This is a genomic window from Streptosporangium sp. G11, from assembly GCF_051192615.1.
Classification (GTDB): Bacteria; Actinomycetota; Actinomycetes; order Streptosporangiales; family Streptosporangiaceae; genus Streptosporangium.
This window is the reverse complement of the sequence record NZ_JBPJUQ010000073.1, coordinates 15,527-39,132: the sequence shown is the minus strand read 5'-3', so window position 1 is coordinate 39,132 and position 23,606 is coordinate 15,527. Positions and strand designations below refer to the sequence as shown.

At 69.4% G+C, this 23,606-nt stretch carries 27 protein-coding genes; 15 read left to right on the top strand and 12 right to left on the bottom strand.

Annotation, left to right across the window (positions count from 1 at the left end):
• Positions 1 to 6 precede the first annotated feature (6 nt).
• Positions 7 to 354, bottom strand: a complete 348-nt coding sequence (locus tag ACSDR0_RS40275) for a hypothetical protein (protein WP_435294216.1) — start codon at positions 352 to 354, stop codon at positions 7 to 9.
• A gap of 197 nt (positions 355 to 551) precedes the next feature.
• On the opposite strand from ACSDR0_RS40275, the gene ACSDR0_RS40270 reads away from it, so the two are divergent.
• Positions 552 to 1,163: a TetR/AcrR family transcriptional regulator gene (locus ACSDR0_RS40270; protein ID WP_435294215.1), complete on the top strand. Its 612-nt coding sequence runs from the start codon at positions 552 to 554 to the stop codon at positions 1,161 to 1,163.
• 143 nt (positions 1,164 to 1,306) lie between these two features.
• On the opposite strand, the gene ACSDR0_RS40265 is transcribed toward ACSDR0_RS40270, so the two are convergent.
• Positions 1,307 to 1,774, bottom strand: coding sequence for an Lrp/AsnC family transcriptional regulator (locus ACSDR0_RS40265; protein WP_362521293.1), 468 nt, complete (start codon positions 1,772 to 1,774; stop codon positions 1,307 to 1,309).
• A gap of 161 nt (positions 1,775 to 1,935) precedes the next feature.
• Here ACSDR0_RS40265 and ACSDR0_RS40260 point away from each other — a divergent pair, with 161 nt between their 5' ends.
• Both ACSDR0_RS40260 and ACSDR0_RS40255 read left to right on the top strand, forming a co-directional pair.
• Complete coding sequence (locus ACSDR0_RS40260) at positions 1,936 to 2,793, top strand: phenylalanine 4-monooxygenase (RefSeq protein ID WP_435294214.1); 858 nt, start codon at positions 1,936 to 1,938, stop codon at positions 2,791 to 2,793.
• A 156-nt stretch (positions 2,794 to 2,949) separates the two neighbouring features.
• Positions 2,950 to 3,936, top strand: a complete 987-nt coding sequence (locus tag ACSDR0_RS40255; protein ID WP_435294213.1) for a serine hydrolase — start codon at positions 2,950 to 2,952, stop codon at positions 3,934 to 3,936.
• Positions 3,937 to 4,000: 64 nt separating this feature from the next.
• Here ACSDR0_RS40255 and ACSDR0_RS40250 read toward each other — a convergent pair whose 3' ends face one another.
• The 6 genes from ACSDR0_RS40250 to hisN all read right to left on the bottom strand — a co-directional run bounded on the left by ACSDR0_RS40250 (position 4,001) and on the right by hisN (position 9,821).
• Positions 4,001 to 4,720, bottom strand: a complete 720-nt coding sequence (locus ACSDR0_RS40250) for a response regulator transcription factor (RefSeq protein ID WP_435294212.1) — start codon at positions 4,718 to 4,720, stop codon at positions 4,001 to 4,003.
• A gap of 19 nt (positions 4,721 to 4,739) precedes the next feature.
• Complete coding sequence (gene pstB / locus ACSDR0_RS40245) at positions 4,740 to 5,567, bottom strand: phosphate ABC transporter ATP-binding protein PstB (RefSeq protein ID WP_435294211.1); 828 nt, start codon at positions 5,565 to 5,567, stop codon at positions 4,740 to 4,742.
• A gap of 29 nt (positions 5,568 to 5,596) precedes the next feature.
• Entirely contained in the window at positions 5,597 to 6,487 is an 891-nt protein-coding gene (gene pstA / locus ACSDR0_RS40240; protein ID WP_435294210.1) for a phosphate ABC transporter permease PstA, read from the bottom strand.
• Positions 6,487 to 7,428, bottom strand: a complete 942-nt coding sequence (gene pstC, locus ACSDR0_RS40235; protein WP_435294209.1) for a phosphate ABC transporter permease subunit PstC — start codon at positions 7,426 to 7,428, stop codon at positions 6,487 to 6,489. The genes pstA and pstC overlap by 1 nt, the downstream gene beginning before the upstream one ends.
• Positions 7,428 to 8,435, bottom strand: coding sequence for a PstS family phosphate ABC transporter substrate-binding protein (locus ACSDR0_RS40230; RefSeq protein WP_435294208.1), 1,008 nt, complete (start codon positions 8,433 to 8,435; stop codon positions 7,428 to 7,430). The genes pstC and ACSDR0_RS40230 overlap by 1 nt, the downstream gene beginning before the upstream one ends.
• Positions 8,436 to 9,017: 582 nt before the next feature.
• Positions 9,018 to 9,821, bottom strand: coding sequence for a histidinol-phosphatase (hisN, locus tag ACSDR0_RS40225; protein WP_435294207.1), 804 nt, complete (start codon positions 9,819 to 9,821; stop codon positions 9,018 to 9,020).
• Positions 9,822 to 9,960: 139 nt separating this feature from the next.
• On the opposite strand from hisN, the gene ACSDR0_RS40220 reads away from it, so the two are divergent.
• Positions 9,961 to 10,404: a DUF4442 domain-containing protein gene (locus ACSDR0_RS40220; protein ID WP_435294206.1), complete on the top strand. Its 444-nt coding sequence runs from the start codon at positions 9,961 to 9,963 to the stop codon at positions 10,402 to 10,404.
• Positions 10,405 to 10,588: 184 nt separating this feature from the next.
• Here ACSDR0_RS40220 and rsgA read toward each other — a convergent pair whose 3' ends face one another.
• On the bottom strand, positions 10,589 to 11,647 hold the full coding sequence (gene rsgA / locus ACSDR0_RS40215; RefSeq protein ID WP_435294218.1) for a ribosome small subunit-dependent GTPase A: 1,059 nt from the start codon (positions 11,645 to 11,647) through the stop codon (positions 10,589 to 10,591).
• Between the two features lie 67 nt (positions 11,648 to 11,714).
• The gene (gene aroA, locus ACSDR0_RS40210; RefSeq protein WP_435294205.1) at positions 11,715 to 12,992 is read right to left on the bottom strand and encodes a 3-phosphoshikimate 1-carboxyvinyltransferase; all 1,278 of its coding nucleotides are present in this window, start codon (positions 12,990 to 12,992) and stop codon (positions 11,715 to 11,717) included.
• A gap of 113 nt (positions 12,993 to 13,105) precedes the next feature.
• On the opposite strand from aroA, the gene ACSDR0_RS40205 reads away from it, so the two are divergent.
• Together ACSDR0_RS40205 and ACSDR0_RS40200 are read left to right on the top strand one after the other, a co-directional pair.
• On the top strand, positions 13,106 to 13,843 hold the full coding sequence (locus ACSDR0_RS40205; RefSeq protein WP_435294204.1) for an SOS response-associated peptidase: 738 nt from the start codon (positions 13,106 to 13,108) through the stop codon (positions 13,841 to 13,843).
• A 221-nt stretch (positions 13,844 to 14,064) separates the two neighbouring features.
• Positions 14,065 to 14,403, top strand: a complete 339-nt coding sequence (locus ACSDR0_RS40200) for a TraR/DksA family transcriptional regulator (protein WP_435294203.1) — start codon at positions 14,065 to 14,067, stop codon at positions 14,401 to 14,403.
• A 45-nt stretch (positions 14,404 to 14,448) separates the two neighbouring features.
• On the opposite strand, the gene ACSDR0_RS40195 is transcribed toward ACSDR0_RS40200, so the two are convergent.
• Complete coding sequence (locus ACSDR0_RS40195) at positions 14,449 to 15,186, bottom strand: class I SAM-dependent methyltransferase (protein WP_435294202.1); 738 nt, start codon at positions 15,184 to 15,186, stop codon at positions 14,449 to 14,451.
• 288 nt (positions 15,187 to 15,474) lie between these two features.
• Between ACSDR0_RS40195 and ACSDR0_RS40190 the strand changes: the two genes are divergently transcribed.
• From ACSDR0_RS40190 to ACSDR0_RS40160, 7 genes are all read left to right on the top strand, one after another.
• Positions 15,475 to 16,080, top strand: coding sequence for a sigma-70 family RNA polymerase sigma factor (locus tag ACSDR0_RS40190; protein WP_350976859.1), 606 nt, complete (start codon positions 15,475 to 15,477; stop codon positions 16,078 to 16,080).
• Positions 16,081 to 16,144: 64 nt separating this feature from the next.
• Positions 16,145 to 16,411: a mycothiol system anti-sigma-R factor gene (rsrA, locus tag ACSDR0_RS40185; protein ID WP_435294201.1), complete on the top strand. Its 267-nt coding sequence runs from the start codon at positions 16,145 to 16,147 to the stop codon at positions 16,409 to 16,411.
• Between the two features lie 51 nt (positions 16,412 to 16,462).
• Positions 16,463 to 17,407 carry an NAD-dependent epimerase/dehydratase family protein gene (locus ACSDR0_RS40180; RefSeq protein ID WP_435294200.1) on the top strand — a complete coding sequence of 315 codons (945 nt, stop codon included), beginning with the start codon at positions 16,463 to 16,465 and terminating at the stop codon, positions 17,405 to 17,407.
• 219 nt (positions 17,408 to 17,626) lie between these two features.
• Positions 17,627 to 18,982, top strand: a complete 1,356-nt coding sequence (locus ACSDR0_RS40175; RefSeq protein WP_435294199.1) for an HD-GYP domain-containing protein — start codon at positions 17,627 to 17,629, stop codon at positions 18,980 to 18,982.
• Complete coding sequence (locus tag ACSDR0_RS40170; protein ID WP_435294198.1) at positions 18,979 to 20,259, top strand: HD-GYP domain-containing protein; 1,281 nt, start codon at positions 18,979 to 18,981, stop codon at positions 20,257 to 20,259. The genes ACSDR0_RS40175 and ACSDR0_RS40170 overlap by 4 nt, the downstream gene beginning before the upstream one ends.
• A 155-nt stretch (positions 20,260 to 20,414) precedes the next feature.
• On the top strand, positions 20,415 to 20,678 hold the full coding sequence (locus tag ACSDR0_RS40165; RefSeq protein WP_435294197.1) for a hypothetical protein: 264 nt from the start codon (positions 20,415 to 20,417) through the stop codon (positions 20,676 to 20,678).
• Between the two features lie 49 nt (positions 20,679 to 20,727).
• Positions 20,728 to 20,940 (top strand): biotin/lipoyl-binding carrier protein, encoded by a 213-nt coding sequence (locus ACSDR0_RS40160; RefSeq protein WP_435294196.1) that lies wholly within the window; start codon positions 20,728 to 20,730, stop codon positions 20,938 to 20,940.
• Here ACSDR0_RS40160 and ACSDR0_RS40155 read toward each other — a convergent pair.
• Positions 20,930 to 21,328: a thioesterase family protein gene (locus ACSDR0_RS40155; protein ID WP_435294195.1), complete on the bottom strand. Its 399-nt coding sequence runs from the start codon at positions 21,326 to 21,328 to the stop codon at positions 20,930 to 20,932. The two genes, ACSDR0_RS40160 and ACSDR0_RS40155, sit on opposite strands and share 11 nt — an antisense overlap.
• On the opposite strand from ACSDR0_RS40155, the gene ACSDR0_RS40150 reads away from it, so the two are divergent.
• Complete coding sequence (locus ACSDR0_RS40150; RefSeq protein ID WP_435294194.1) at positions 21,327 to 21,536, top strand: hypothetical protein; 210 nt, start codon at positions 21,327 to 21,329, stop codon at positions 21,534 to 21,536. The two genes, ACSDR0_RS40155 and ACSDR0_RS40150, sit on opposite strands and share 2 nt — an antisense overlap.
• A 324-nt stretch (positions 21,537 to 21,860) precedes the next feature.
• Entirely contained in the window at positions 21,861 to 23,600 is a 1,740-nt protein-coding gene (locus ACSDR0_RS40145) for a serine/threonine protein kinase (RefSeq protein ID WP_435294193.1), read from the top strand.
• Positions 23,601 to 23,606: the final 6 nt, after the last annotated feature.

The following is a 23,606-nucleotide window of genomic DNA, read 5'->3' as shown; positions in this document are numbered from 1 at the left end:
AGTAGGTCACCGCCGGACAATCTTTTCGAAGGGCCCCCACCAGTGGTGGGGGCCCTTCGTATTTTCACAGGTCTTTCTCGGGTCTTTCCTGAGTCTTTTCTGGGTCTTCATGGCCTCCCTGTTCCGGGCCTTCATGTTTTCCGGGTCTTTCCCGCTTCGCGGCCCTCTCACGGGTCTGTCACTCGCAGCCCGCTCGCGGCTTCTCACGGGTTTTATCCCTGTGGCCCGCTCGCAGCAGGAAAATTTCCTTTCCCTCGTGCCATGTGTGGCCCTGCCCGGCGGAGCGAAGGGGGTCTCGATGACGGCGTCCCCGGCCGGCTCGCCGCCGACACCGCCGCGGTTCTCAAACGACACGGATGCATGCGCTCGAAGATCTCACGAGGGTCAGGGGACGGTGGTTTCGGTCATGGCGGATCTCCTTCGTGACGAGTATTAAGATGAGTAGAAACTCACTTTGTCGATGCCGTGCCTTGAGCGCGGAAATGCCACACTTCGCGGGCCAGGGCAGGGCGACGGAGGCGGCGGGGACAGGGGCAGGGAAGGTTGGCAGGATGACTCCCACGAATCCTTCGCGGAGCGGCGCGGGCGCTCCCGGTGGAGTCAGGCCGTTGCGCGCGGACGCCCAGCGCAACCGGGAGCGCATCCTCGCCGCGGCGGAGGCCGTCTTCGCCGAGAAGGGCCCCTCGGCGTCGACCGAGGAGGTCGCCGCCCGCGCGGGGGTGGCCATCGGCACGGTCTTCAAGCACTTCCCGACCAAGCAGGCCCTGCTGCAGGCCATCATGAAGGGCCTTCTGGGCAGGCTGGACGGGGAGATGGCCGAGCTCGCCGCCGATGACGCTCCCGGAGAGGCGTTGTTCACCTTCGTCACCCGCATGGTCGAACAGGCGGCGCGGAAAAGGACGGTCGTCGGCCTCCTGGCCGAGACGGGTGTCGACCTCCAGGTCGCGAGTTCGGTGCAGATGTTGCGCGATGGGATCGAGACACTCCTCGTTCGCTCCCAGGAGGCCGGTACTGTCCGCGAGGACGTCCGCCTTGACGAGGTGATCGCCCTGCTCACCGGCATCTGCCAGGGAGCCCTCCACGCGGGCTGGGACGGTGACCTGCAGCGTCGCACGCTGGCCATCGTCTTCGCCGGCCTCAGGGCGTCTGAGGCCCGTCGATGACCCATGTCGTGGCTCGGCACCGGAAAGACCGGTACCGGGGAGATCGGCTGTGGGGACGGCCCGCTCTGGGGACGGCCCGCTGTGAGAGCGAGCCGCTGTGAGGGAACGACAAGCCGCGGAGGACGGGCGGTCGTGCTCCGAGGTCAGGCGCCGGAGGCGGCGCGGAGCAGGGGCTCGATCCGGTAGGGCACTTGGATGGAGAGGGCGATGGTGGTGTCCGTCCGCTGGACCGCGGGGGAGGCCAGGATGCGGGCGATGATCTCCTGAAGGTCGGGGGTGCTGCGGGCGACCACGCGGCAGAGCAGGTCGGCCTGGCCGCTGGTGCCGTACACCTCAAGGATCTCGGGAAGGGATTCCAGGGCCTGTACGGCCTCGTCCAGGCGGCCCTGGGCGATCTGCAGCGAGACGAACGCCAGGATCGGGTATCCGGCGCCCTCGGGGGTGACGGTGGGACCGAAGTCGGCGATGACGCCTCGGGCGATCAGCTTCTCGACGCGGGCCTGCACGGTGCCCCGGGCCACGCCGAGCAGGCGGGCCAGCTCGGTCAGGCCGATGCGCGGGTTGGCGCGCATGGTGACCAGGAGGCGGCCGTCCAGCTCGTCGATCGACATCTCCTCAGGATCCTGTCAGATTGGGCGATTCGACCAGCATAGACGAGGTATGACCATACGTTTCTGTGCGGATCGCCCAGTAGAACTGGCTGCTCTTGCCAACGTTTCCGGATATTGCTGTCATTTCATTTATGTTCGAGGAAGCACAGTATTTTGCGCCGGTGGCGACCCGTGACGACGGCTCGATCGAGGTCGAGCTCGGCGCCGGTCACCCCGGTTTCGCCGACCCGGTCTACCGTGCACGCCGCAACGCGATCGCCGCGCTCGCCGTGGGGTACGTGCCCGGTACGCCGATTCCGACGGCCGAGTACACCGACCAGGAGCACGAGGTGTGGGCCCTGGTCAGCCGGGAGCTGGGCCTGAAACACCGCAGGTATGCGACCGCCGAGTATCTGCGCTCGACCGAGCGGCTGGGGTTGCCCGCCGAGCGCATCCCGCAGCTCCAGGAGGTCAGCGAGCTGCTGGAGCCGCTGACGGGGTTCCGTTACGTGCCGGCCGCCGGGCTGGTGCCGCTCAGGGAGTTCTACGGTGTCCTGGCGGACGGCCTCTTCCACTCCACGCAGTACATCCGGCACCACTCCACGCCGCTGTACACCCCGGAGCCCGACGTGATCCACGAGGTGATCGGGCACGCCAACGCGCTGGCCTCCGACCGTTACTCGCGGCTCTACCGCCTGGCGGGGTCGGCGGCCCGGCGGGTCGAGGGCAAGGAGGCGCTGGAGTTCATCTCGAAGATCTTCTGGTTCACCATGGAGTTCGGCGTGATGACGGACCAGGACGAGCTGCGGGCGTACGGCGCCGGCATCCTGTCCTCGTACGGGGAGATCGAGGAGTTCCGGGGGATGGACATCCGTCCGCTGGACATCGCCGCCATGGGCACCACGCACTACGACATCACGAAATATCAGGACGTACTCTTCCGGGCGGAGTCGCTGGAGCACCTCGAGGACACCGTCGGGGACTTCTGGGCGACTTGCGATGACGAGGTCATCGCCCGGCTAATCGCGGACGTTCGCTAAGAGCGGGCATCGGTTCGGCGGGATGCTCTATAGCGCACGCCCTGTTTCAGGCTAGGTTTCGCTTCATCGTCTTATTGTTACGTGTTGTGGGATATATCCCTGATCGTCACGTAATGGGGGAGACGGTTGGGGTGGATGATGGGAGCAAGGAATCGGGTGGCCACGGCCGCCGTCCTGCTGGTCACCGCGCAGGCCACCGCCTGCAGCACGTGTCAAAGCCTGACACCCGTGAGCATGCCGACACCGTCGCCCGTGCAGGGGGTGGCACCGGTCGTTCCGACGTCCGGTCACCCTCCCCCCGCGCCGTTCCTGGCCGTGGTCCCGGCGCCTGTCTTCCCCGGCGCCGGGGCACCTCGCGCCTCCGGACGGGTGCGGGCCGCACGCTCACCGAAGATCCTCCCCAGGGAGCTCGGCCGCGCCCTCGACGTCTTTCTCGCCGGGTACGGGGGCAGGACCGCGGCCTCGGTGCGCGAGCTGGGCACCGGCCGGCACTACCACTACCACCACACCCTGCAGTTGCCGTCGGCCAACACCTCCAAGGTGAGCATCCTGACGGCGCTGTTGCTCGGGACGCGCTGGCGCGAGCTCGGTGAGCGGGCCAGGTCCGACGCGAGCAACATGATCCGCTTCAGCGACAACGAGGCGGCCGACCGGCTGTACGAGCGGATCGGGCTGGAGTCCGGCCTGGCCAGTGCGAACCGCAGGTTCGGTCTCAAGCGCACCTACACTCCCGGCGGGGGATGCGAGGACCGGTACTGCTGGGGCGTCGCGCAGACCACCGCGGAGGACCAGATCCGGCTGGTCAAGGCGCTGGCCACCGCTAAGAGCCCGCTGGCGTCCCCGGAACGCCGCAAGGTGCTCGGGCTGATGGAGAAGGTGACCCCCGAGCAGAAGTGGGGGATCAGCGCGGGGGCGTGCGAGACCGACCAGGTGGCGTTGAAGAACGGCTGGCTGCGGCATGTGGCCAACGGGCGCTGGGCGGTCGCCAGCGCCGGGCTGATCCGCGCGGACGGGCACGACTACGCGGTGGCCGTCCTCACCGAGGACAGCCCGACCATGGAGACGGGCATCGCCAGGATCGAGGGCGTGACCGAGCGCCTCATGAACGCCTTCAGGGGCGGCTGCGAGGCCACCGCGAACTGAGCGGCGGTTCGTGAGCCGTGAATCCGCGAGGTCGCGAAAGCGCGCGACCCGCGGCGAGTACGTGTTACGCCGTCCTGTCGACCAGCCGGTAGCCCACCCCTCGTACGGTCTGGATGAGCTGGTCGTCGGTGTCGCCCAGGCGGGCACGAAGGCGTTTGACGTGCACCGCGATGGTGTTGGTCGAGGTCGTGTCGGTGGAGTTCCAGACATGCCGCATGATCTGCTCCCGCGTCACCGTGCGGTGCGCGTTGCGCATCAGATAGTGCAGCAGCTCGAACTCCCGCAGCGGCAGGTGGATGACCCTGCCGTCGACCCTGACCTGATAGGCGTTGACGTCGAGCTCCACCCTGCCGACCACGAGTGCCCTGCGGGCCCCCGACTCGCCGGTGAACGCGGCGTGGATCAGGGGCAGCAGCTCGGGCACCCGGTAGGGCCGGGCCACGCACGCGGTGGCCCCGGCCGACAGTGCCTGGACGGCCTGCTGGGCATGCCCCTCGCCCACGCCCAGCAGGACGGGGATCGCCCGCGTCAGCCGTACCGCGCGGACGAACTCCACCGCCCCTATGACCGGTAGCGAGGCGCTGACGAGAACCACGTCGGGGCGGAGCGCCCCGGCCTGCAACAGGGCTTGGGCGCCATCGGTGACGCCCATGACCTGCACTCCTTCGCGTTCCAGGGCCGCGGCCAGGTCATGGACCATGGCCACTTCGGGATCGGCGACCAGCAGCATGGGCGCCGTCCGTGTGTCCCCGTCCACCTCTGGTGCCGTCTGCGGCTGGATCACCCGGATCCTCCAATATGGGTTAGCCGAAGCGGCCGGTGATGTAATCCTCGGTCCGCTTGTCGCTGGGGTTGGTGAAGATGCGGCTGGTCTCGTCGAACTCCACCAGGCGGCCGTGCCGCACGCCGGCCTCGTCCACTTCGGCGGTGAAGAAGGCGGTGCGGTCGGAGACACGGGCGGCCTGCTGCATGTTGTGGGTGACGATGACGATCGTGTAGTCGCGCGTCAGCTCCTGCATCAGGTCTTCGATCTTGGTGGTCGCGATCGGGTCCAGGGCCGAGCAGGGCTCGTCCATCAGGATGACGTCGGGCTTCACCGCGATCGCCCGCGCGATGCACAGACGCTGCTGCTGTCCGCCGGACAGGGAGAGCGCGTTCTGCTTGATCTTGTCCTTGACCTCGTCCCAGAGCGCCGCCTTGGTCAGCGCCTCCTCGACGATCTCGTCCATGTTGCCCTTGATCCCGTTGACCCGGGGACCGTAGGCGATGTTGTCGTAGATCGATTTGGGGAAGGGGTTCGGCTTCTGGAAGACCATGCCGATCCGGCGGCGGACCTCGATCGGGTCCACGTGGTCGCCGTAGAGGTTCTCGTCGTGGTACAGGATCTCGCCTGCCGCGCGGGCGCCGGGGATCAGGTCGTTCATCCGGTTGAAGCAGCGGAGCACGGTGCTCTTGCCGCAGCCGGACGGGCCGATCATGGCCGTGATCTCGCGGTTGCCGATGGTCAGGTTGACCCCGCGCACCGCCTCGTAGTCGCCGTAGAAGACGCTGAGGTTGGAAACGGTGAAGACCGGGTCGAGGGCTTCGATGGTGCGGGGGACTTCGGGGCCGCGCACATTCACGTTCGGCACGGAAATTCCAATCTCGGACATTTCTTACCTCACCAGCGCTTCTGGTAGCGGTTACGGAGCCAGATGGCGACGGAGTTCATCAGGAGCAGGATTGCCAGCAGGATCACGATCGCCGCCGCGGCGAGGATGGCGAACTCCTCCTGGGGGCGGCTGATGAAGCTGTAGATCTGCAACGGCAGGACGGTGAAGCTGCTCCAGACGCCCTCGGGGTTGAACCGGACCAGCGTCGCGGCACCGAGCATCAGGAACGGGGCGGCCTCGCCGATCGCACGGGAGAGGGCCAGGATCGAGCCCGTCGCGATGCCCGGGATGGATGCCGGAAGCACCTGGCGGTAGATGGTCTGCCACTGGGTCGCGCCCAGTGCCAGCGAGCCCTCGCGGATCGACGGCGGCACCGCGCGGATGGCCTCGCGGGCGGAGATGATCACGATGGGGAGCACGAGCAGCGAGATGGTGACCGCGCCGGTCATGACGGTGAAGCCGAACTGCATCCAGCGGGCGATGATCCCCAGGCCGAGGATGCCGTAGACGATCGAGGGAACGGCCGCCAGGTTGGAGATGTTCAGCTCGATCAGCTTGTTGTACCACTTGGTCTTGTCGGCGTATTCCTCAAGGTAGATCGCCGCGAGGATGCCGGTGGGCAGGGCCATGATCGCGGTCAGCGCGATGATCCACAGGGTGCCGAAGATGCCCGACTGGATGCCGGACGTCTCCGGTCGGCGGATCGAGGGCTGGTTCTCCCACAGCATCGAGTTGAGCCGCGGCCAGCCCTCCTCGACGACGTAGACCAGCAGCATGGCCAGGAACAGGAGGGCGATCGCGAGGCTGGCCAGCAGCGCGATGCGGAAGAGGTGTTCCTTGAGAGGACGCCCTTTACTGGCCAGCTGCACGGCCGAGCGGGGGGTGGAGAGGATGGCCATCAGTCGTAGACCTCGCGATACTTCTGGACCATGCGGGCGCTGAGGTAGTTCATCGCGAAGGTGATCACGAAGAGCAGGGAACCCACCGCGAAGATGGTCTTGTAGGCGATCGAGCCGACCGAGGCGTCGCCGGAGCCGGCCTGGGCGATGAAGGCCGCCATCGTGGCCATCTCGTTGCCCGGGTAGAGCGTGAAGACGGACTTGAAACCGCCGGCGATCGCGACGATCATCGTCTCGCCCGCGGCCCGGGAGATCGCCAGGATGATGGCGGCGACGATGCCGGAGAACGCGGCGGGGACGACGACGCGCACCGAGGTGAGCATCTTGGAGGCGCCGAGGGCGTACGAGCCCTCGCGCAGGCCGTTCGGCACCGCGGCCATCGAGTCCTCCGACAGCGACGCGACGATCGGGATGATCATCACGCCGACCAGGAGGCCGGCGGCGAGCGCGTTCTTGCCGTCCAGGTCCAGGAAGGGGAAGACGTCCCTCAGCAGCGGGGTGACGAAGGTGAGGGCGAAGAAGCCGAAGACCACCGTCGGGACGCCCGCGAGGACCTCCAGCACCGGCTTGAAGATCTTGCGGGTCCTGTGGGAGGCGTACTCCGACAGGTAGATCGCGGCGGCCAGGCCGAGCGGCACGGCGACCACGACGGCGATGAGGGTGATCTCCAGGGTCGCGACGAGAAGCGGCCACACGCCGAACGACGGCGGGTTGAACAGCGGTCCCCAGTTGGTGGAGCCGAAGAACTCCCCGAGGCTCACCGTGCCGAAGAACTCGATGGTCGGCTCCAGGAGCGCGATGACGATGCCGACCGTGGTCACCACCGACACCAGCGCCGCGGCCAGGAGAATGGCCTTGATGACGAACTCGCCGTAACGCGGGCGCGACCGCGCCAGGGACCCCGGGGCCCCTGGAACGGTCGTGCGGTGCTGAGCCGACATCAGCCGGCGCTCTTCAGCGTGGTGATGTCAGCCTTGAGCTTGGCCTCCTGCTCAGGGTTGAGCGGGATGAACTTCGCGTCCTTGGCGATCGCGTTGATGTTGGCCGCGTAGTAGTCGAGGAAGGCCGCGACCTCGGGCCGCTTCGCGGCGGTGGTGGAGGGGTAGACGAACAGCGGGCGGGCGAGCGGGGTGTACTTGCCGGCCTGGGCGGCCTCGACGCTCGGGGCCACGCAGCCGCTGCCGGAGTCGATCTCAAGGGCCTTCAGCTTGTCGGCGTTCTCCTCGAAGTAGGTGAAGCCGAAGTAGCCCAGGCCGCCCTTGGCGCCCTCGACACCGGTGACGATGTCGTTGTCGTTCTCGCTCGGGCTGTAGTCCTTGCGGCTGGCGCCCTCTTCACCGTTGATCTCGTCGGTGAAGTAGTCGAAGGTGCCGGAGTCGGTGCCGGGGCCGTAGAGCTTGAGCTCCTCGGCCGGGAACTTGGCGTCGACGTCCTTCCAGGTCTTGACCTTGCCCTCGGCCGCCGGCTCCCACATCTTCTTGAGCTGGTCGGTGGTGAGGCAGGTGGCCCAGTCGTTCGCCTTGGGAACCACGACGGTCAGCGCGTCGACGGCCACCGTGAGCTCGGTGAACTTGATGCCCTTGGCGTCACAGGCCGCCTTCTCCTCGTCCTTGATCGCACGGGAGGCGTTCGAGATGTCCGTCTCGCCGGCGCAGAACTTCTCGAAGCCGCCGCCGGTGCCCGAGGTGCCGACCGGCACCTTGACCTGCGGCTGCTCCTCGCCGAAGAGCTCGGAAGCCGCCTGGGTGAGGGGGGCCACGGTGCTGGAACCGTCGATCTTGATCTCGCCGCTCAGGGCCGCACCTGCACCCGCCTCGGCGGAGGGCGCGGTGGCGGCGGTGGTGCTGCCGTCACTGTTGGGCTTGGCGTCGCCACCACAAGCGGCCGCGAGCGATACGACGAGCGCGGCCGTCGCCACCGCGCTGAGGCGGCGCTGTCCACTGGTCACGGTATGTTCCTTCTCCGTAGTGAGATCTGTTCTCGATGTCTCCGATGAAAGTGGGGCAAAGTGAACGGAAGTGAAACGAGCCATGACCGTGGCCGGAAGAGGTAGGCCCACGGATGTGAATACCGGGATGTCGACGGAAATTTGATCTCGGTTTCCGGTTCCGTACCCCCGATGGGCTGGGCCTCGGGGATTCCCTGGTCTGGGCATGACCCGCCTCCGAGGCCAGGTCGCCGGGGCACCCCGTTTCGGGCCGCCGTCCTCGCGGACTTGCCGATCTGTTCATCTTCCCGACATCCGGCGGAAGGTAACGCGGCCGGATCTCCGACGCGGGACGGAACCCTACGGGCTCCGTACGGGGGCGTACCAGGGTGTACGGGGACCGCGCGATGGTCGGATGGGGCGGATGGGGGATACGCGCGAGGAGTCGCCTCGGGGTGTCCGTCCCTACGCGGGGAAGGTGAGTGGTTTCGTGCGGGAGGGGTGTGGAGCCCTGCGTGGGGAGGGTGAGTGGTTTCGTGCGGGAGGAGTGCGGAGCTTTGCGCGGGGAGGGTCAGTGGTTTCGTGGGGGAGGAGTGCGGAGTCCTACGCGGGGAGGGTCAGCGGCCCGGTGCCGAGGCGCTTGAGGACCTCGCCGTGCAGGGGGCCGTTGCTGCACAGCAGGCTGCCGCCGTCGACGTCGGGGACGCCCGAAAGGTCGGTCCAGATGCCGCCCGCCTCCTCCACGATCACGGTCAGCGCCGCGATGTCCCAGGGGGAGAGCTCGGGCTCCGCCGACACGTCGACCGCGCCCTCGGCGACCAGCATGTGCGACCAGAAGTCGCCGTAGGCGCGGCTGCGCCAGACGGAGCGGTTCAGGTCGAGGAACGCGTCGAGCTTCCCGGCCTCCTCCCAGCCGCCGATGCTGGAGTAGGAGAAGGAGGCGTCCTCCAGGTGGGAGACGGAGGAGACCTGGCACCGGGTGGCCTTGGTGAGGCTCTTGCCGGTCCAGGCGCCGCTGTCGCGGGCGGCCCACCAGCGGCGGCCGAGCGCGGGGGCGGAGACCAGGCCCACGACGACGCGGCCCTGGTCCATCAGGGCGATGAGCGTGGCCCAGACGGGCACTCCGCGCACGTAGTTCTTGGTGCCGTCGATCGGGTCGATGATCCATGAGCGCTCGCCGTGGCCACTCGAGCCGAACTCCTCGCCGATGACGGCGTCGCGCGGACGAGCCCGGCCGAGGGCGGTGCGGATCGCCTTCTCCGCGGCCTGGTCGGCGTCGCTCACCGGTGTGAGGTCGGGCTTGGTCTCCACCCGCAGGTCCATGGACTTGAACCGGCGCATGGTCAGATCGTCGGCCGCGTCGGCCATGACGTGCGCGAGGCGAAGATCGTCGTTGTAACCCGTCACGGGGGCCAACGGTATCGTGCCGATGGCCGAACGGCGGAGATCGGGGAGTAAGCGGAGTAATCGTGTCGCGTCCCACCAGGCCGGGATACCGCGTGAAACATCCGTTGGCATCGGTGTTACTCGCGAGTAGCATTCCGGTATGACCTTTGACGTGGGTGATTTCATGCTGCAGAGCGTCCCGTTCGCCCGGACGCTGGGCATCTCGTTCGACAAGGTGGAACCGGGCTTCGCCGTCGCCCGCATGCCCGACCGGGCCGAGCTGCACAACCACGTGGGAGGCCCGCACGCCGGAGCCCTGTTCAGCGTCGCCGAGACGGCCTCCGGCGCCGCCATGCTCTCCACCTTCGGCGACCAGCTGTCACGGGCCACCCCGCTGGCCAAGAGCGCGGCGATCCGCTACCTCAAGCTGGCGAAGGGCGAGGTCGTCGCGGAGGCCCATCTCCGGGGGTCCCGTGAGGAGATCGTGGCCACGCTGGACGCGGGAGAGCGCCCCGAGTTCGACGTCGCCGTCGAGATCAGGACCGCCGACGGCACCCTCGTGTCCGAGATGACCATCGCCTGGGCCTTCCGGTTGAACCGCTGACGCCGTGGTGAACCGCTGACGCTCTGTTGACGGAGACGGAGACGGCGGCGCGGACGGAGGCCCCGCGGCGCGTCGCGGTGAGCGACGAGCGAAGCTCGCCGCTCACCCGTCTCTCACTCGTCGTTTACCCGTCTCGCCCGCCGCTCGTCCGCCTCGGCTCACGGCCCGGTCGGCCGGCGCGCCCTCACGACTGGTCGTCGTCGGAGGCGCCCTCGCGGCTGGCGAGCAGGCGGCGCAGAGAGGCCAGCCGGGTCGGGTCGGCGTGTCCGGCCGCCACCCAGGCGTCCAGGGCGCACTCCTCGGAGAGGTGGTTGCAGCCCTTCGGGCACTGGACGGTGCCCTCGATCAGGTCGGGGAAGCCCGCCAGGACCGTCTCCACCGAGACGTGGGCCAGCCCGAAGCTGCGAACCCCGGGGGTGTCGATGATCCAGCCGCCCTCCGGCAGCTCCAGGGCGACGGCCGAGGTGGAGGTGTGACGGCCCCGGCCGGTCACCGCGTTCACGTGGGAGACGGCCCGGTTGGCATCCGGCACCAGGGCGTTGACCAGGGTCGACTTGCCCACCCCCGAATGGCCGACGAGCACGCTGATCTGGCCCTTCAGGCGCTCCCGCACCTCCTCCAGGCCGCCCCCCTTCTGGACCACCACGTACGGCACGCCAAGGGGGTCGTACAGCGAGACCAGCTCGTCGGGCGAGGCGAGGTCGGACTTGGTGAGGCAGAGCAGCGGATCGATGTCGGCGTCGAAGGCGGCGACCAGCATCCGGTCGATCATGCGGGGCCGGGGCGGCGGATCGGCCAGGGCCGTCACGATGACGAGCTGGCCGGCGTTGGCGACCACGGGGCGCTCGATGCCGTCGGTGTTGTCGGTGTCGTCCGCGGAGCGGCGGAGCATGGAGGTGCGGGGCTCCACCCGCACGACGCGGGCCAGCGTGTCGGCCATGCCGGAGACGTCGCCGACCAGGGCCACCCGGTCGCCGACCACGATGCCCTTGCGGCCCAGCTCGCGCGCCTTCATGGCGACCACGACCCTGCCGCTCATCGCGGCGCCCTCCGCGTGGTCCTTCTTTCGACGGCGGCCCTTCTCGCCCGCCGACTCGACCAGGCAGGTGTAGCGGCCGCGGTCGACGGCGACCACGAACGCGGGGATCGCGTCCTCGTGGGCAGGGCGAATCCGGGTCCGGGGCCGAGATCCCTTCCCCGGCCTGACCCTGACGTCGTCCTCGTCGTACTCGCGCTTTCTCAGTTTCTCCGCCTTGTCCGGCCCGGTGTGCCCCCGAGGAGGGCGGTGGGGCCTGCCGGCCGATTGCCCCTCACCGCGCGCCGCGCAGCATGTCCGCCCACATGGAGGCGAACTCGGGGAGGGTCTTACCCGTGGTGGCGATGTCCTCCACCTCGACGCCGGGCACGGCCAGCCCGATCACCGCCCCGGCGGTGGCCATCCGGTGGTCGGCGTAGGAGTGGAACACCCCGCCGGTGAGCGGACGGGGCCTGATCTCCAGGCCGTCCTCGGTCTCGTTCGCGTCGCCGCCGAGACCGTTGATCTCGGCGACCAGGGCGGCCAGCCGGTCGGTCTCGTGCCCGCGGATGTGGGCGACACCGCCGATCCTGCTGGGGGAGCTCGCGAGGGCGGCCAGCGCGGCGATCGTCGGGGTCAGCTCGGCCACGTCGCGCAGGTCCGCCTCGATGCCGGTGATCCGCCCGGTGCCGGTGACCGCCAGCCCTTCGGGCGTGCGCTCCACCGAGGCGCCCATGTCGGCCAGCAGCGTACGGAGCTGGTCACCCGGCTGGGTGGTCCGCGCGGGCCAGTCGGGAATGGTGACCGTGCCGCCGGTCACCATGGCCGCGGACAGGAAGGGCGCCGCGTTGGACAGGTCGGGCTCCACGACGAAGTCCCTCGCCCCGATGGGGCCCGGCTCGACCCGCCAGACGTCGGGCTCGGAGTCGTCCACCACGACGCCGAACTCGCGGAGCATCTGGACGGTCATCTGGATGTGCGGCTGCGAGGGGATCGGCGGGCCCTCGTGACGTACCGTCACGCCCTTCTCGAAGCGCGCCCCCGCCAGCAGCAGGCCGGAGAGGAACTGCGACGAGCCGGACGCGTCGAGCCTGACCTCGCCGCCCGCCAGCGGCCCTCTCACCGTGAACGGCAGCGCGTCGCCCGTCACCTCGGCGCCGAGGGCGCGCAGCGCGCGGAGGATCGGGCCCATCGGGCGCTTGCGGGCGTGCGGGTCGCCGTCGAAGAAGACCTCGCCCCCGGCCAGCGCCGCCATCGGCGGCACGAAGCGCATGACCGTGCCCGCCAGCCCCACGTCGATGCGGGCCCCGCCGGTGACGGGGCCGGGCGTGATCGCCCAGTCGACGCTGGAGGCGCTCTCGTTGGAGGGGACCATCGTCGCGCCCAGCGCCCGCAGCGCGTCGGCCATCAGGTCGGCGTCACGGCTGCGCAGGGCCAGGCGTACCGTCCCCGGGCCGTCGGCCAGCGCGGCGAGCAGCAGCGCGCGGTTGGTCACGGACTTCGACCCGGGCAGGGGGACGGTCGCGCGGACGGGTTCGGTCGCGGTCGGCGCGGGCCACAGCGGAGCGGACATGGGCAAAAGCCTACCGGTGCCCGCCCCGCGCCGTCCGTTCGTGCCGGGCGCGGCAAGATCGGAAAAAGGAGTGGGGCGCTCCCCGGCGCGTCGTGGCGTGGCAAAGTGGAGATATGTGCGGGAGATACGCGTCTGCGCGGGGCAAGCAGGAATTGCTGGAGGAGTTCCAGGTCGAGCTCGACGGAGCGTCCGACGAGGAACTCAGGCCTGATTACAACGTCGCGCCCACGAAACCGGTGTACGCGGTGATGAGCCGGGTGCCGAAGTCCGAGCCGGACGGTCAGCCGGTTCGGCAGCTCCGCGTGGTCCGCTGGGGGCTGGTTCCCGCCTGGGCGAAGGACCCGTCCATCGGTTCGAAGATGATCAACGCGCGGGTGGAGACGGTGGCGGAGAAGCCCGCCTACCGCAAGGCGTTCGCGGAGCGCAGGTGCCTGATCCCCGCCGACGGCTACTACGAGTGGGCCGTGCTGGACGAGAAGGACGCCAAGGGGAAGCCGAAGAAGCAGCCCTACTTCGTCCGCCCCGCCGACGGCGGCGTGATGGCCATGGCGGGACTGTACGAGTTCTGGCGGGACCGGGGCCGGGCCGACGACGACCCGCTCTCGTGGCTGGTGACCTGCACGATCATCACGACCGACGCCGTGGACGAGGCGGGCAGGGTCCACGACCGGATGCCCATGCTGATCGAGCGCGACCGCTGGGGGGAGTGGCTCGACCCCGGGGTGCCCGACGCGCAGGGGTTCCTGATCCCGGCGGGCTCCACGGGGCTGGAGATCTATCCGGTCTCCACCGCCGTCAACTCGGTGCGGAACAACAGCCCGGAGCTCGTCGAGCCGATGAAGGAGGCGTAGGGCGGGGTAGCGGCCGGGCGTGACGGCCGGGCGCTCTTCTGGAAAACGCCGGGTGATCCGGTGTAAAACTTCCGCCAAATGGGCATCCGGTGTGAAAGCGGTGCCTCAGGACAAGGTGGAAAGGTCGCGAGGTCGCCGTCACAGAGCAGCCCCCTTTGCGCCTGACGGGAGAGTCGGGGATCCCCTCACAGGCCGCCCCCGCTTCCCGGAGGTGCGGATTCGTGGATGTCGCGACCGCGCGCGAGCGCCTGAAGACCATGCTCGCCGAACTCGACCGGTCCATCGGAGTGCTGCGCGGGGATTCCCCCGCCGTACGGGACCGGGATCGGTCCCCGGCCGACGCGGGCTCCGACCTGACCGACTCCGACCGCAACCAGGCCCTGCTGGACGTGGCCACCCGGCACCGCCGCTCGGTGCTGGAGGCGCTCAAGCGGATGGACGAGGGAGACTACGGTCTCTGCGCGGACTGCCGCGCGCCGGTTCCCGAGAGCAGGCTGGAGGCCCGGCCCGAGGCCGCCCGCTGCGTGCAGTGCCAGTCCAGGCGCGAGCGCAGGCGCTGACCCCGACCCCGTCCGGCCCTCGGGGCCGAACGGGAGAGGGCGGGGCTAGGGGCGCCGGGCGCTGGCCACCAGGTGGATGCCCACCGTGTCGTCGTCGTCCGGATGGGTGTCCAGCTCGGTGTTGACCAGCCAGGTGAGCGCACGGGAGTCGGAGGCGAGCACGTGGTCGACCGTCGAGGGGGACAGCACCGTGCGGGGCCGTATCCACTCGACCTCCAGCCCGGCGTCGGTGAGCAGCTCGCGGAGCTGGGCGCTGCTGAAGCACCGGGTGATGCTGCCGTCGGGCCAGGGAACGAGCATGACCTCGCCGGTCTGGCGCAGATGGGCCCAGTAGTTCTGCTCGGCGAGGATCGCCATCCCCAGCACCAGGGAGTCGACGCAGACCAGGGCCCGGCCGCCGGGACGAAGGACCCGGGCGACGTCGCCGATCGCGGATTCGGCCATGAGCTCCACCGACATCGCGCGTTCCTCGGCGAGCACGGCGTCCACGCTGCAGTCGGGCAGGAAGCGCAGGTCGTCGGCGCGTACCTGGCTGACCTTGGAGATGTCGTGCAGCGGCTGACCGTCCGCGGGCCTGCGGAAGTCGACCACCTCGATCACCCGGTGTCCGGCCTTCGCCGCCTGGACGGCCCAGCGTCCGTCGCCACAGGACATGTCGAGGACGGTGGACGGTTTTTCCGGCAGCCATCGGCTCAGTTGCTCGGCCACGACCGCGTGGTAAAAGGTCCAGTACGGCCCGAGCGCACCTGAGCCGTTCAGCTCTTCGGCCGGGATGGGCAGCACAAGCAGCTCCTGGCGTCGGGAGGATCCGGTGGTCTTTCAACTACCTACCGGTACGTATGTTCTTTTTCCCCGTACCGGGTCGTTCGTCACCTTCTATCTTGCGGGAACAGATGGCGGTGCGGGCGTGTTGCAAGCGGACAACGCACGATCCTTTCGGAGGTTGGCAAGCAAATGCTCGCCTTGATCGAACCCGTCACCCGCCCCGGTGATCGGCCTATCCCCGATGAGCGGGTATTCTCCGCTCAGTACGGTGTCCCGCGTCAGCAGGACTCCGGCGATCTTAAGGGGGTGGGTCCGGTCCCTGCGACAGACGAGGAGACTCTGGAGCAGCGGAGCACACGGTTCGAGCGGGATGTCATGCCCTATCTCGACCAGCTCTACTCCGCCGCGCTTCGGATGACCCGAAACCCCGCGGACGCCGAGGACCTTCTTCAGGAGACCTTCGCGAAGGCCTTCGCGTCCTTCCACCAGTTCCAGCAAGGCACGAACCTCAAGGCGTGGCTTTACCGGATCCTGACGAACACTTTCATCAACAGTTACCGCAAGAAGCAGCGGGAGCCCAAGCAGTCGGGCGCCGAGGAGATCGAGGACTGGCAGCTGGCCAGGGCCGAGTCCCACACCTCGGCCGGGCTGAAGTCGGCGGAGATCGAGGCACTCGAGCACCTCCCCGACACCGACGTGAAGCGAGCGCTGGCCGCGCTTCCCGAGGAATTCCGCATCGCGGTCTATCTCGCCGACGTCGAGGGCTTCCCGTACAAGGAGATCGCCGACATCATGGGGACCCCCATCGGGACCGTGATGTCGCGGCTGCACCGTGGCCGCCGCCAGCTGCGGACCCAACTTGAGGACTACGCCCGCGAGCGTGGCCTGGTTCCCGCGGAGGGTGCGAAGTGAGTGAGCGAGACAGGAACGACGAGCCCGCCGGCACGGGCTCCCGCCCTTGGGGCCGGGTGATCGTATGAGCTGTGGCAACCACCACGACACCGACTGTCGTGAGATTCTGGACAAGGTCTACACCTACCTGGACGGCGAGCTCGACGAGAGCAACTGCGCCGACATCCGCCAGCATCTCGACGAGTGTCACCCCTGTCTGGAGGAGTACGGCCTGGAGCAGGTCGTCAAGCAACTCGTCGCCAAGCACTGCGGCTGCGAGCACGTCTCGGCCGACCTGAGGGCCAAGGTGCTCGGCCGTATCGACCAGGTGCGCTCCGAACTGGCTCGCTGACCTCCTAAGATCTCTCGTACGGCCTTGGCCATACGACGATGGGGGTTCACCATGCGCATACTCGTGACCGGCGGGGCGGGATTCATCGGATCCACCCTTGTCGACCGGCTGCTGGCCGACGGGCACGAGGTCGCGGTCGTGGACGACCTGTCGGGCGGCGACCGGGACAACCTGGTCCGCGCCGCGGAGAGTCCCCTGTTCGCCCTGCACGTGATGGACATCCGCGACCCGGCCCTGATCGGCCTGGCCGCCGAATGGAGGCCAGAGGTCGTCTGCCACCTCGCCGCGCAGATCAGCGTGCGCAAGAGCGTCGCCGACCCGGTCCACGACGCCCGGCTCAACGTCGAGGGCACCGCGTCGGTTCTGACGGCCGCCCACCACGGAGGCACCCGCAAGGTCGTCTTCGCCTCCTCCGTCGCGGTGTACGGCAGGCCGGCGGTCATCCCGGTCCCCGGCGGCGCGGCGACCGACCCGCGCTCCCCGTACGCGGCCTCCAAGCTGAGCGCGGAGACCTACCTGGCCACGTTCAAGGCGCTGCACGGCATCGACTACACCACGCTGGTGCTCTCCAACGTCTACGGCCCGCGCCAGTCGCCCGACGGCGAGGCGGGGGTGGTCGCCATCTTCACCGACGCGCTGCTCAACGGCACCCCCACGGTGGTGTACGGCGACGGCGACCAGACCCGCGACTACATCTTCATCGACGACGTGGTGGACGGCTTCGCCCGCGCCTGCGGCACCGAGGGCGGCGGCGGCCGGTTCAACCTGGGGACCGGCGTCCAGACCACCGACCGGAGGCTGCACTCCCTGGTCGCGGAGGCGGCGGGCGTCGCCGACGATCCCGGCGAGGCCCCCGCCCGCCTGGGCGACCTGCCGGCGATGGCCGTCGACCCGGCCCCCGCGTTCGAGGGGCTCGGCTGGAGTCCCCAGACGGATCTGGCCGCGGGTCTGAAGAGCACCGTCGACTGGGCGAGGACCAAGCGCGCGAGCCTGTGACGCCGGGCGGCCCCCGGGGGGTCTCGGCCGCCGATGGCGGCCGGTGATTGCTTGATTACGCTTTGCTTGCGATTGGCCGTCTCGCTCTCCTGATCAGGTTCGCTTCGATAGCCTGGGTGCGAAATCGACGTGGAGGCAGCGCATGTTGAAGGAAACGGTCACCCCAGTCTTTCCTGGGATTTCCTGGACCTGAGCACGCGCCCTTTAGGAACTCCTAGGGTGGCCGCTTTGCGTGGACTGCCGTGGTTTGCCAAGGTCTATCTAATCCTTGTCATCGGAGCCGCGTTCGCGCTGCTCGGATACAGCGTGGCGGCGGACGGCCGGCTGGATCTGCTCGACTGGTCCAACCTCATGGTGCTGGCCCTGCTGTTCCTGGTGTGCGAGTCGGTGCCCACCCTGCTGCACGTCCGCCAGGCGGCTGTGTCGGTCAGCTTCTCCGCCGTGCTCGCCGCGGTGGTGCTGCTCGGCCCCGAGGGGGCGGCACTGGTCGGCATGACGGCCATGTTCAGCGTGCGGCCAGGCCTGCCGCTGGTGAAGCGGCTGTTCAACAGCGCCCAGTTCGCCATCTGCGGCTACGTCGCCGGCCGGGTCTACGTGTGGCTCGGCGGCAGGTCCGGGGTGCCGACCATCGCCGGGTTCGACGACATCATCGTGCCGTTCGCGGGCGCGGCGGCCGTCTTCGTCCCCCTCAACTTCGTCCTGATCGCGCTCGTGCTGAAGCTCACCGGCCAGGCCGACCAGGTGCCGCTGCGTGGCGTGGCGCAGTTCATGGTCTCCTACTTCGGCTACGCCACCTTCGGCCTGCTGATCGCCGGGTTGTGGGCCACGGTCAACTCGATCTCCGCGGTGCTCGTGTTGCTCCCGCTCTTCGTGGCCCGCTGGGCCTTCGGTCAGTATCTCGCGCAGCAGCGCTCCTACGACGCGACGATCGCCGCGCTCTGCCAGGCTGTGGAGACCAAGGACTACTACACGCGCGGCCACTGCACCCGCGTCTCCCTGGCCGCGGGCATGATCGCCGAGGAGATCGGCATGGGGTCCGAGCGGCTGCGCGCGATCCGCTACGCCGGGATGCTCCACGACGTGGGCAAGCTGGGCGTGCCGACCAAGGTGCTGCAGAAGGACGGCCCGCTCAGCGAGGAGGAGTTCGCGGCCATCCAGCTGCATCCGATGCGCGGGCTGGAGATCGTGCGCGGCATCGACTTCCTGGACGAGGCGTTCGCCGGGATCATGCACCATCACGAGCGGCAGGACGGCAAGGGTTACCCGATGGGGCTGGCGGGCGACGAGATCCCGGAGTTCGCCAGGATCATCGCGGTGGCCGACGCCTTCGACTCGATGACCTCCGACCGCTCCTATCGCAACGCCCGCTCGCGCGAGGTGGCGATGACCGAGCTGCGCAAGGGGGCCGGCACCCAGTTCGACCCGGTGATGGTGGTCGCGTTCGTCAAGGCCGTCGACCGTGACGGCTGGGAGCCGCCGCGCACGGTCGTCACGCCCCCGGCCGACGTGGCGGAGACCACGGCGAAGGACCACGACGACCCGACCGTGCCCATCCAGGTGGTGTCCGAGCGATGAGCAGGGCCGACACCAACCGGGTCTTCCAGACGCTCGACTCGGGCCAGCTCCTGCTGATCTGCGCGGCGGGGCTCCTGGCGGTGGCCGGGGTGGCCCACACCGCCGCGACGGGCCTGCTCGACCCCCAGATCGCCGTCGCCTTCGGCGCGCTGATCGCGATCGGGGAGCTGGCCAGGCTCACCATGCCCGGCAACAGGGAGGTGGCGCCGATCGGCGCGGCGGCCGCGCTCGGCTACACGCTCCTGCTGGACATGGGCGGCGTTCCCGCGCGGCACTCGGCGTTGCAGGTCGTGGCGGTGCTGTCGGTCGGCATGGTCGCGGGGGCGCTGCCGCACCTCGCGGTGGGCCGCCCGCCCCAGCTGGACGGGATGGCGCGCAGGCTCTTCACCGGTGCCCTGCTCGCGCTGGCCTACCGGCCGCTGGCCGGGCCGCTGTTCGAGGTGGCCGGGGGCGGGGAGAGCGGCTGGTGGCCCGCGCTCGGCGTGATGGCCCTGCTCATCCTGCTCATGGTGATGGCCGACGTGCTGCTGGCCGCCGTGCTCCGGGCCGAGCAGGTGCGTGCCGCCCTCAGGGTGGCCGTCCACGACGAGCTGCGGATGGCCGCGCCGCTGGGGGCCGCCGTGGCCGCCTCGGGCATCCTGCTCGCGCTCGCCTCGCACAGCATGGGCATGACCGCGCTGCTGGTCTTCGCCGCGCCGCTGCTGGTCACCCAGGTCGCCTTCCGTAAGTACGCCGGGATCAGGGCCACCTACCTGCAGACCGTACGGGCGCTGGCGCGGGTCACCGAGGTCGGCGGATACGTCGAACCGGGGCACTCCCGCCGCGTGAGCCGCCTGTCGGTGGCGATCGGGCGGGAGCTCGGCACGGCGGAGCCCGAGCTGCTGGAGCTCGAGTACGCCGCGCTCATGCACGACATCGGCCAGCTGTCGTTGCGCGATCCCATCCCCGGCGGCGCCACGGTCCTCACCGACCCCGATCAGGCGCGGCGCATCGCCGAGCTGGGCGCGGAGGTGATCAGGCAGACGGGGGTGCTGGACCGGGTGGCCGAGATCGTCCGCCGGCAGTGCGACACCTGCGCGGAGATGCCTCCGATGGCCAGCCGCATCATCAAGGCCGCCAACGCCTACGACGACCTCGTCGGCGGTTCCAGCGACCGCGACCGGGCGGGCGCCGCCCTCGAACGGCTCCGTCTCGGCGTGGGCCAGGAGTATGACCCGACGGTCGTCGAGGCGATGGCCCGTGTGATCGACAGGCTGGCCCCGATTCACCGGCTTTAGGCCTTACGTGCGCCTGTGCGTGATTTCGATGGGTTTCCGGGCATTCATATTTATGGGATTCCTATAGATCACGATGGCGTGACCGGTGGTTTCCAGCGAAGGATTCCGTGGAATTCCGGGCCTTAGGGTGGAGCGGCCGAAAGGGGTCCACCAACGTGTGGGAGTCGCCGGGTGGCGAGGGGGTCCGCGTCGACTCCGGGTACGCCCCAGGGAACACGGCCGTGCCGTTCCACGATCCGCTCATGGCCAGGCCGTGCGTGTTCCGGGGGGACGAGGGGCGAGGCGCTGGAGTGCGCCCGCGAGGCCGTGACGGGTTCGCGCGCGAAGAGCCCGAAGAGCAACCCGCCGAGCGGCCGGAGCGGCCGGAGTTCGTCGGCGGAAACTACGACACGGGACTGGTGTCCCGCAGGCGGGCGTGATCAGCTCTTTCTGGCACAGTTGAAGAACGTCGAGCGATGGGAGTTTCCGGTGGCTGAGATCCGCGCCGAGATGGTGGCGAACGTCTGGAAGATCCTGGTGGCCGAGGGGGACAACGTCGAGGACGGCGACACCCTGGTCATCCTTGAGTCGATGAAGATGGAGATCCCGGTCCTCTCCGAGGACGACGGGGTGATCGCCAAGTTGCAGGTCGCCGAGGGTGACGTCATCCAAGAGGGCGACCTGATCGCCGTCATCGAGTAGTCTCACCGCCGCGGGTGAGCCGCGCGAGGAAGCGCTCGCGGTCGACGACCACGCGTTCGATCGTTCCCGAGGCGACGACGGTCTTCCGGTCGCGGGCGGTGAAGCCGAAGACCAGGCGGCGCCCGTCGACCTCGGTGAGCTCGACAGCGATCTCGACGTGCGTGCCGACCGGGCTGGCCGCCAGGTGTTCCAGGGAGACCCGGGTGCCCACGGAGGTCTGGCCCGGGGCCAGGGCACCCGCGACCGCCTGGACGGTGGCCCGCTCGGCGAGGGCCAGCACACGGGGCGTGGCCAGCACCGGGACGTCACCGCTGCCGACCTTCGGCGCGGTGTCCTCCCTTTCCACCATGATGAGAAGCCGGGCCTGCAGACCAGGAGCGAGCGTCATGCGCGTCAGCATAGGGTCTGATCCCGTGACCTCGTACTGCGACCACTGCGGGCTCCCGGAGGGCGAGGCCGACCACGCCGCGTGCCTGTCGGCCCGCGCGATGGAGCCGCCCCGTTACTGTTCCCGCTGCCGCCGACGGATGGTGGTGCAGGTGACCCCGGGCGGCTGGTCCGCGCGCTGCGCCGAGCACGGCACCACGAGCGGTTGATATCGCTTGATTCCACCCTGGCTTACGCGCTCTTTGCGTAGCCTTGTAGGGTTTTACGGAGTTCGCTCCCGATATCTTGGGTGACGCCGTGGCTCCCGGGCTGACTGTTTCCTGTGGGACCTCCGGGTGGCCTTGGGCGCAAGGGCCTGCAAGGTGTACAAGTACGCCCAAAAGTGCTGGGTTTTGTGCGATGCTACGGCACGCGTCTCGTTTGTGAGCCATACGGCATGCAGGGTTTCGTAACAGCGCCGTGACGGTGCCGCGATGCGGATCCGCTTTGTTGGAGAGCTCTGGGGTAGGAGTGGAGAGGGTTACGGGGGAGTCATGGTGGCCCAAGGCACGACGCTGGCGGGGCGGTATCGCCTAAGCACCCGCATCGGCGCCGGCGGTATGGGCGAGGTGTGGAGGGGCGAGGACATCGTCCTGGCCCGCACCGTCGCCGTAAAAGTGCTGCTTCCGGGCCGTACGGACGATCCGGGCTTCCTGGTTCGCTTCCAGGGCGAGGCTCGGGCGATGGCGACGATCAACCACCCCGGGGTCGTCGACGTGTACGACTACGGGGTTCACGAGGTGCCCGGCGCGGGGGCGACGGCATACCTGGTGATGAAGTTCGTCGACGGCGAGCCGCTCGACCGCCTGCTCGGGCGGCTGCGGCGCATCGCCCCCGGGGCCGCGATGGACCTCATCGCCCAGGCGGCCTCGGCACTGCAGGCGGTCCACGACCAGGGCATCGTCCATCGGGACATCAAGCCGGGCAACCTGCTGGTGCGGTCCGACGGCACGCTCGTGCTCACCGACTTCGGCATCGCCAGGTCCGACACCGCCAGCCGGCTGACGGACGCGGGCATGGTGCTCGGCACCGCCGCCTACTGCGCGCCCGAGCAGGCTGAGGGCGCGCCCGTGACACCGGCCGTCGACATCTACGCGCTGGGCGTGGTGGCGTACGAGTGCCTGGCCGGGCAGCGCCCGTTCGACGGCGACACGCCCGTCACGATCGCGCTCAAGCACATCCGCGAGGCGCCGCCGCCGCTGCCGCCGGATGTGCCGCCCGCGGTTCGCGCACTTGTGGAGCGCTCCCTCGCCAAGGATCCGGCCCGGCGCTTCCCCAGCGCCGCGGCCATGAGCGCCGCCGCCAGGCAGGCCGCCTTCGGCGCGGAGGGCGGCGACACGCTGTCGGCGTCCGCGCAGCAGCCCGCGCCGCCGGAGACCGGCTGGCACGCGCAGGCCCCCCAGGGAGGCTCACAGGGGCAGACCGGGTGGCAGGGCCAGGGATCGGCCACTTCGCAGACGGGCTGGCAGGGAGCTCACGCTCCGACCGGCAACTGGCAGGGTGCCCAGGCCCCGACCGGCAACTGGCAGGGGTCGCAGCAGCCGACCGGCAGCTGGCAGGGATCGCAGCACTCCACCGCGCCGACGGTGGGAGCCGTCGAGGCGGGCGCGCAGGGCCGAGGCCGCCGCGCCGCGCAGAAGCCGCGGCGCAAGAGCGGGCTGGTCGCGGCGTCGGCGGTCGCGGCCGTGATGTGCGCGGGCCTCGTCGCGGTGGCGATCAACAGCATGGCGGCCTCCGAGAACACCGCCGGTTCCGATCCCCTCCTGCACCCGGTGCCCACGTCCAGCTCCGACAAGACGACGAAGACCACGGGGCCCAGAAAGCCGGACCGCAAGACACCGTCGCCCAGTCCGAGAGTGACACGCGAGCTACACGAAAACCGGCCCACGCCGACGTCCACCCGGGGAGAGAAGTCGCCGACCCCCACCCCGACGGTCACGAGGACGCCGAAACCGACTCCCACCCCTACACCGACCCCGACGCCGAAGCCGAAGAGGAACGTCCCGGACACCATCGGTATGAAGCCGGGGGCGGCGGAGGCGGCGCTCAAGCAGGCGGGGTTCAAGGTGACGCTCTCCTACAGCGCCGACGTCAAGCCCGAGAACTGCACCGAGGTGGTCGAGTCCCGCCCGAACGGGGGCACGATGTGGGACCCGTCCAAGCCGGTGGAGATCATCGCCGCCATCGCCGACTGTCCGCCGACGCCCAGCCCCACGCCGACCGGCAAGCCCTAGTCTCGC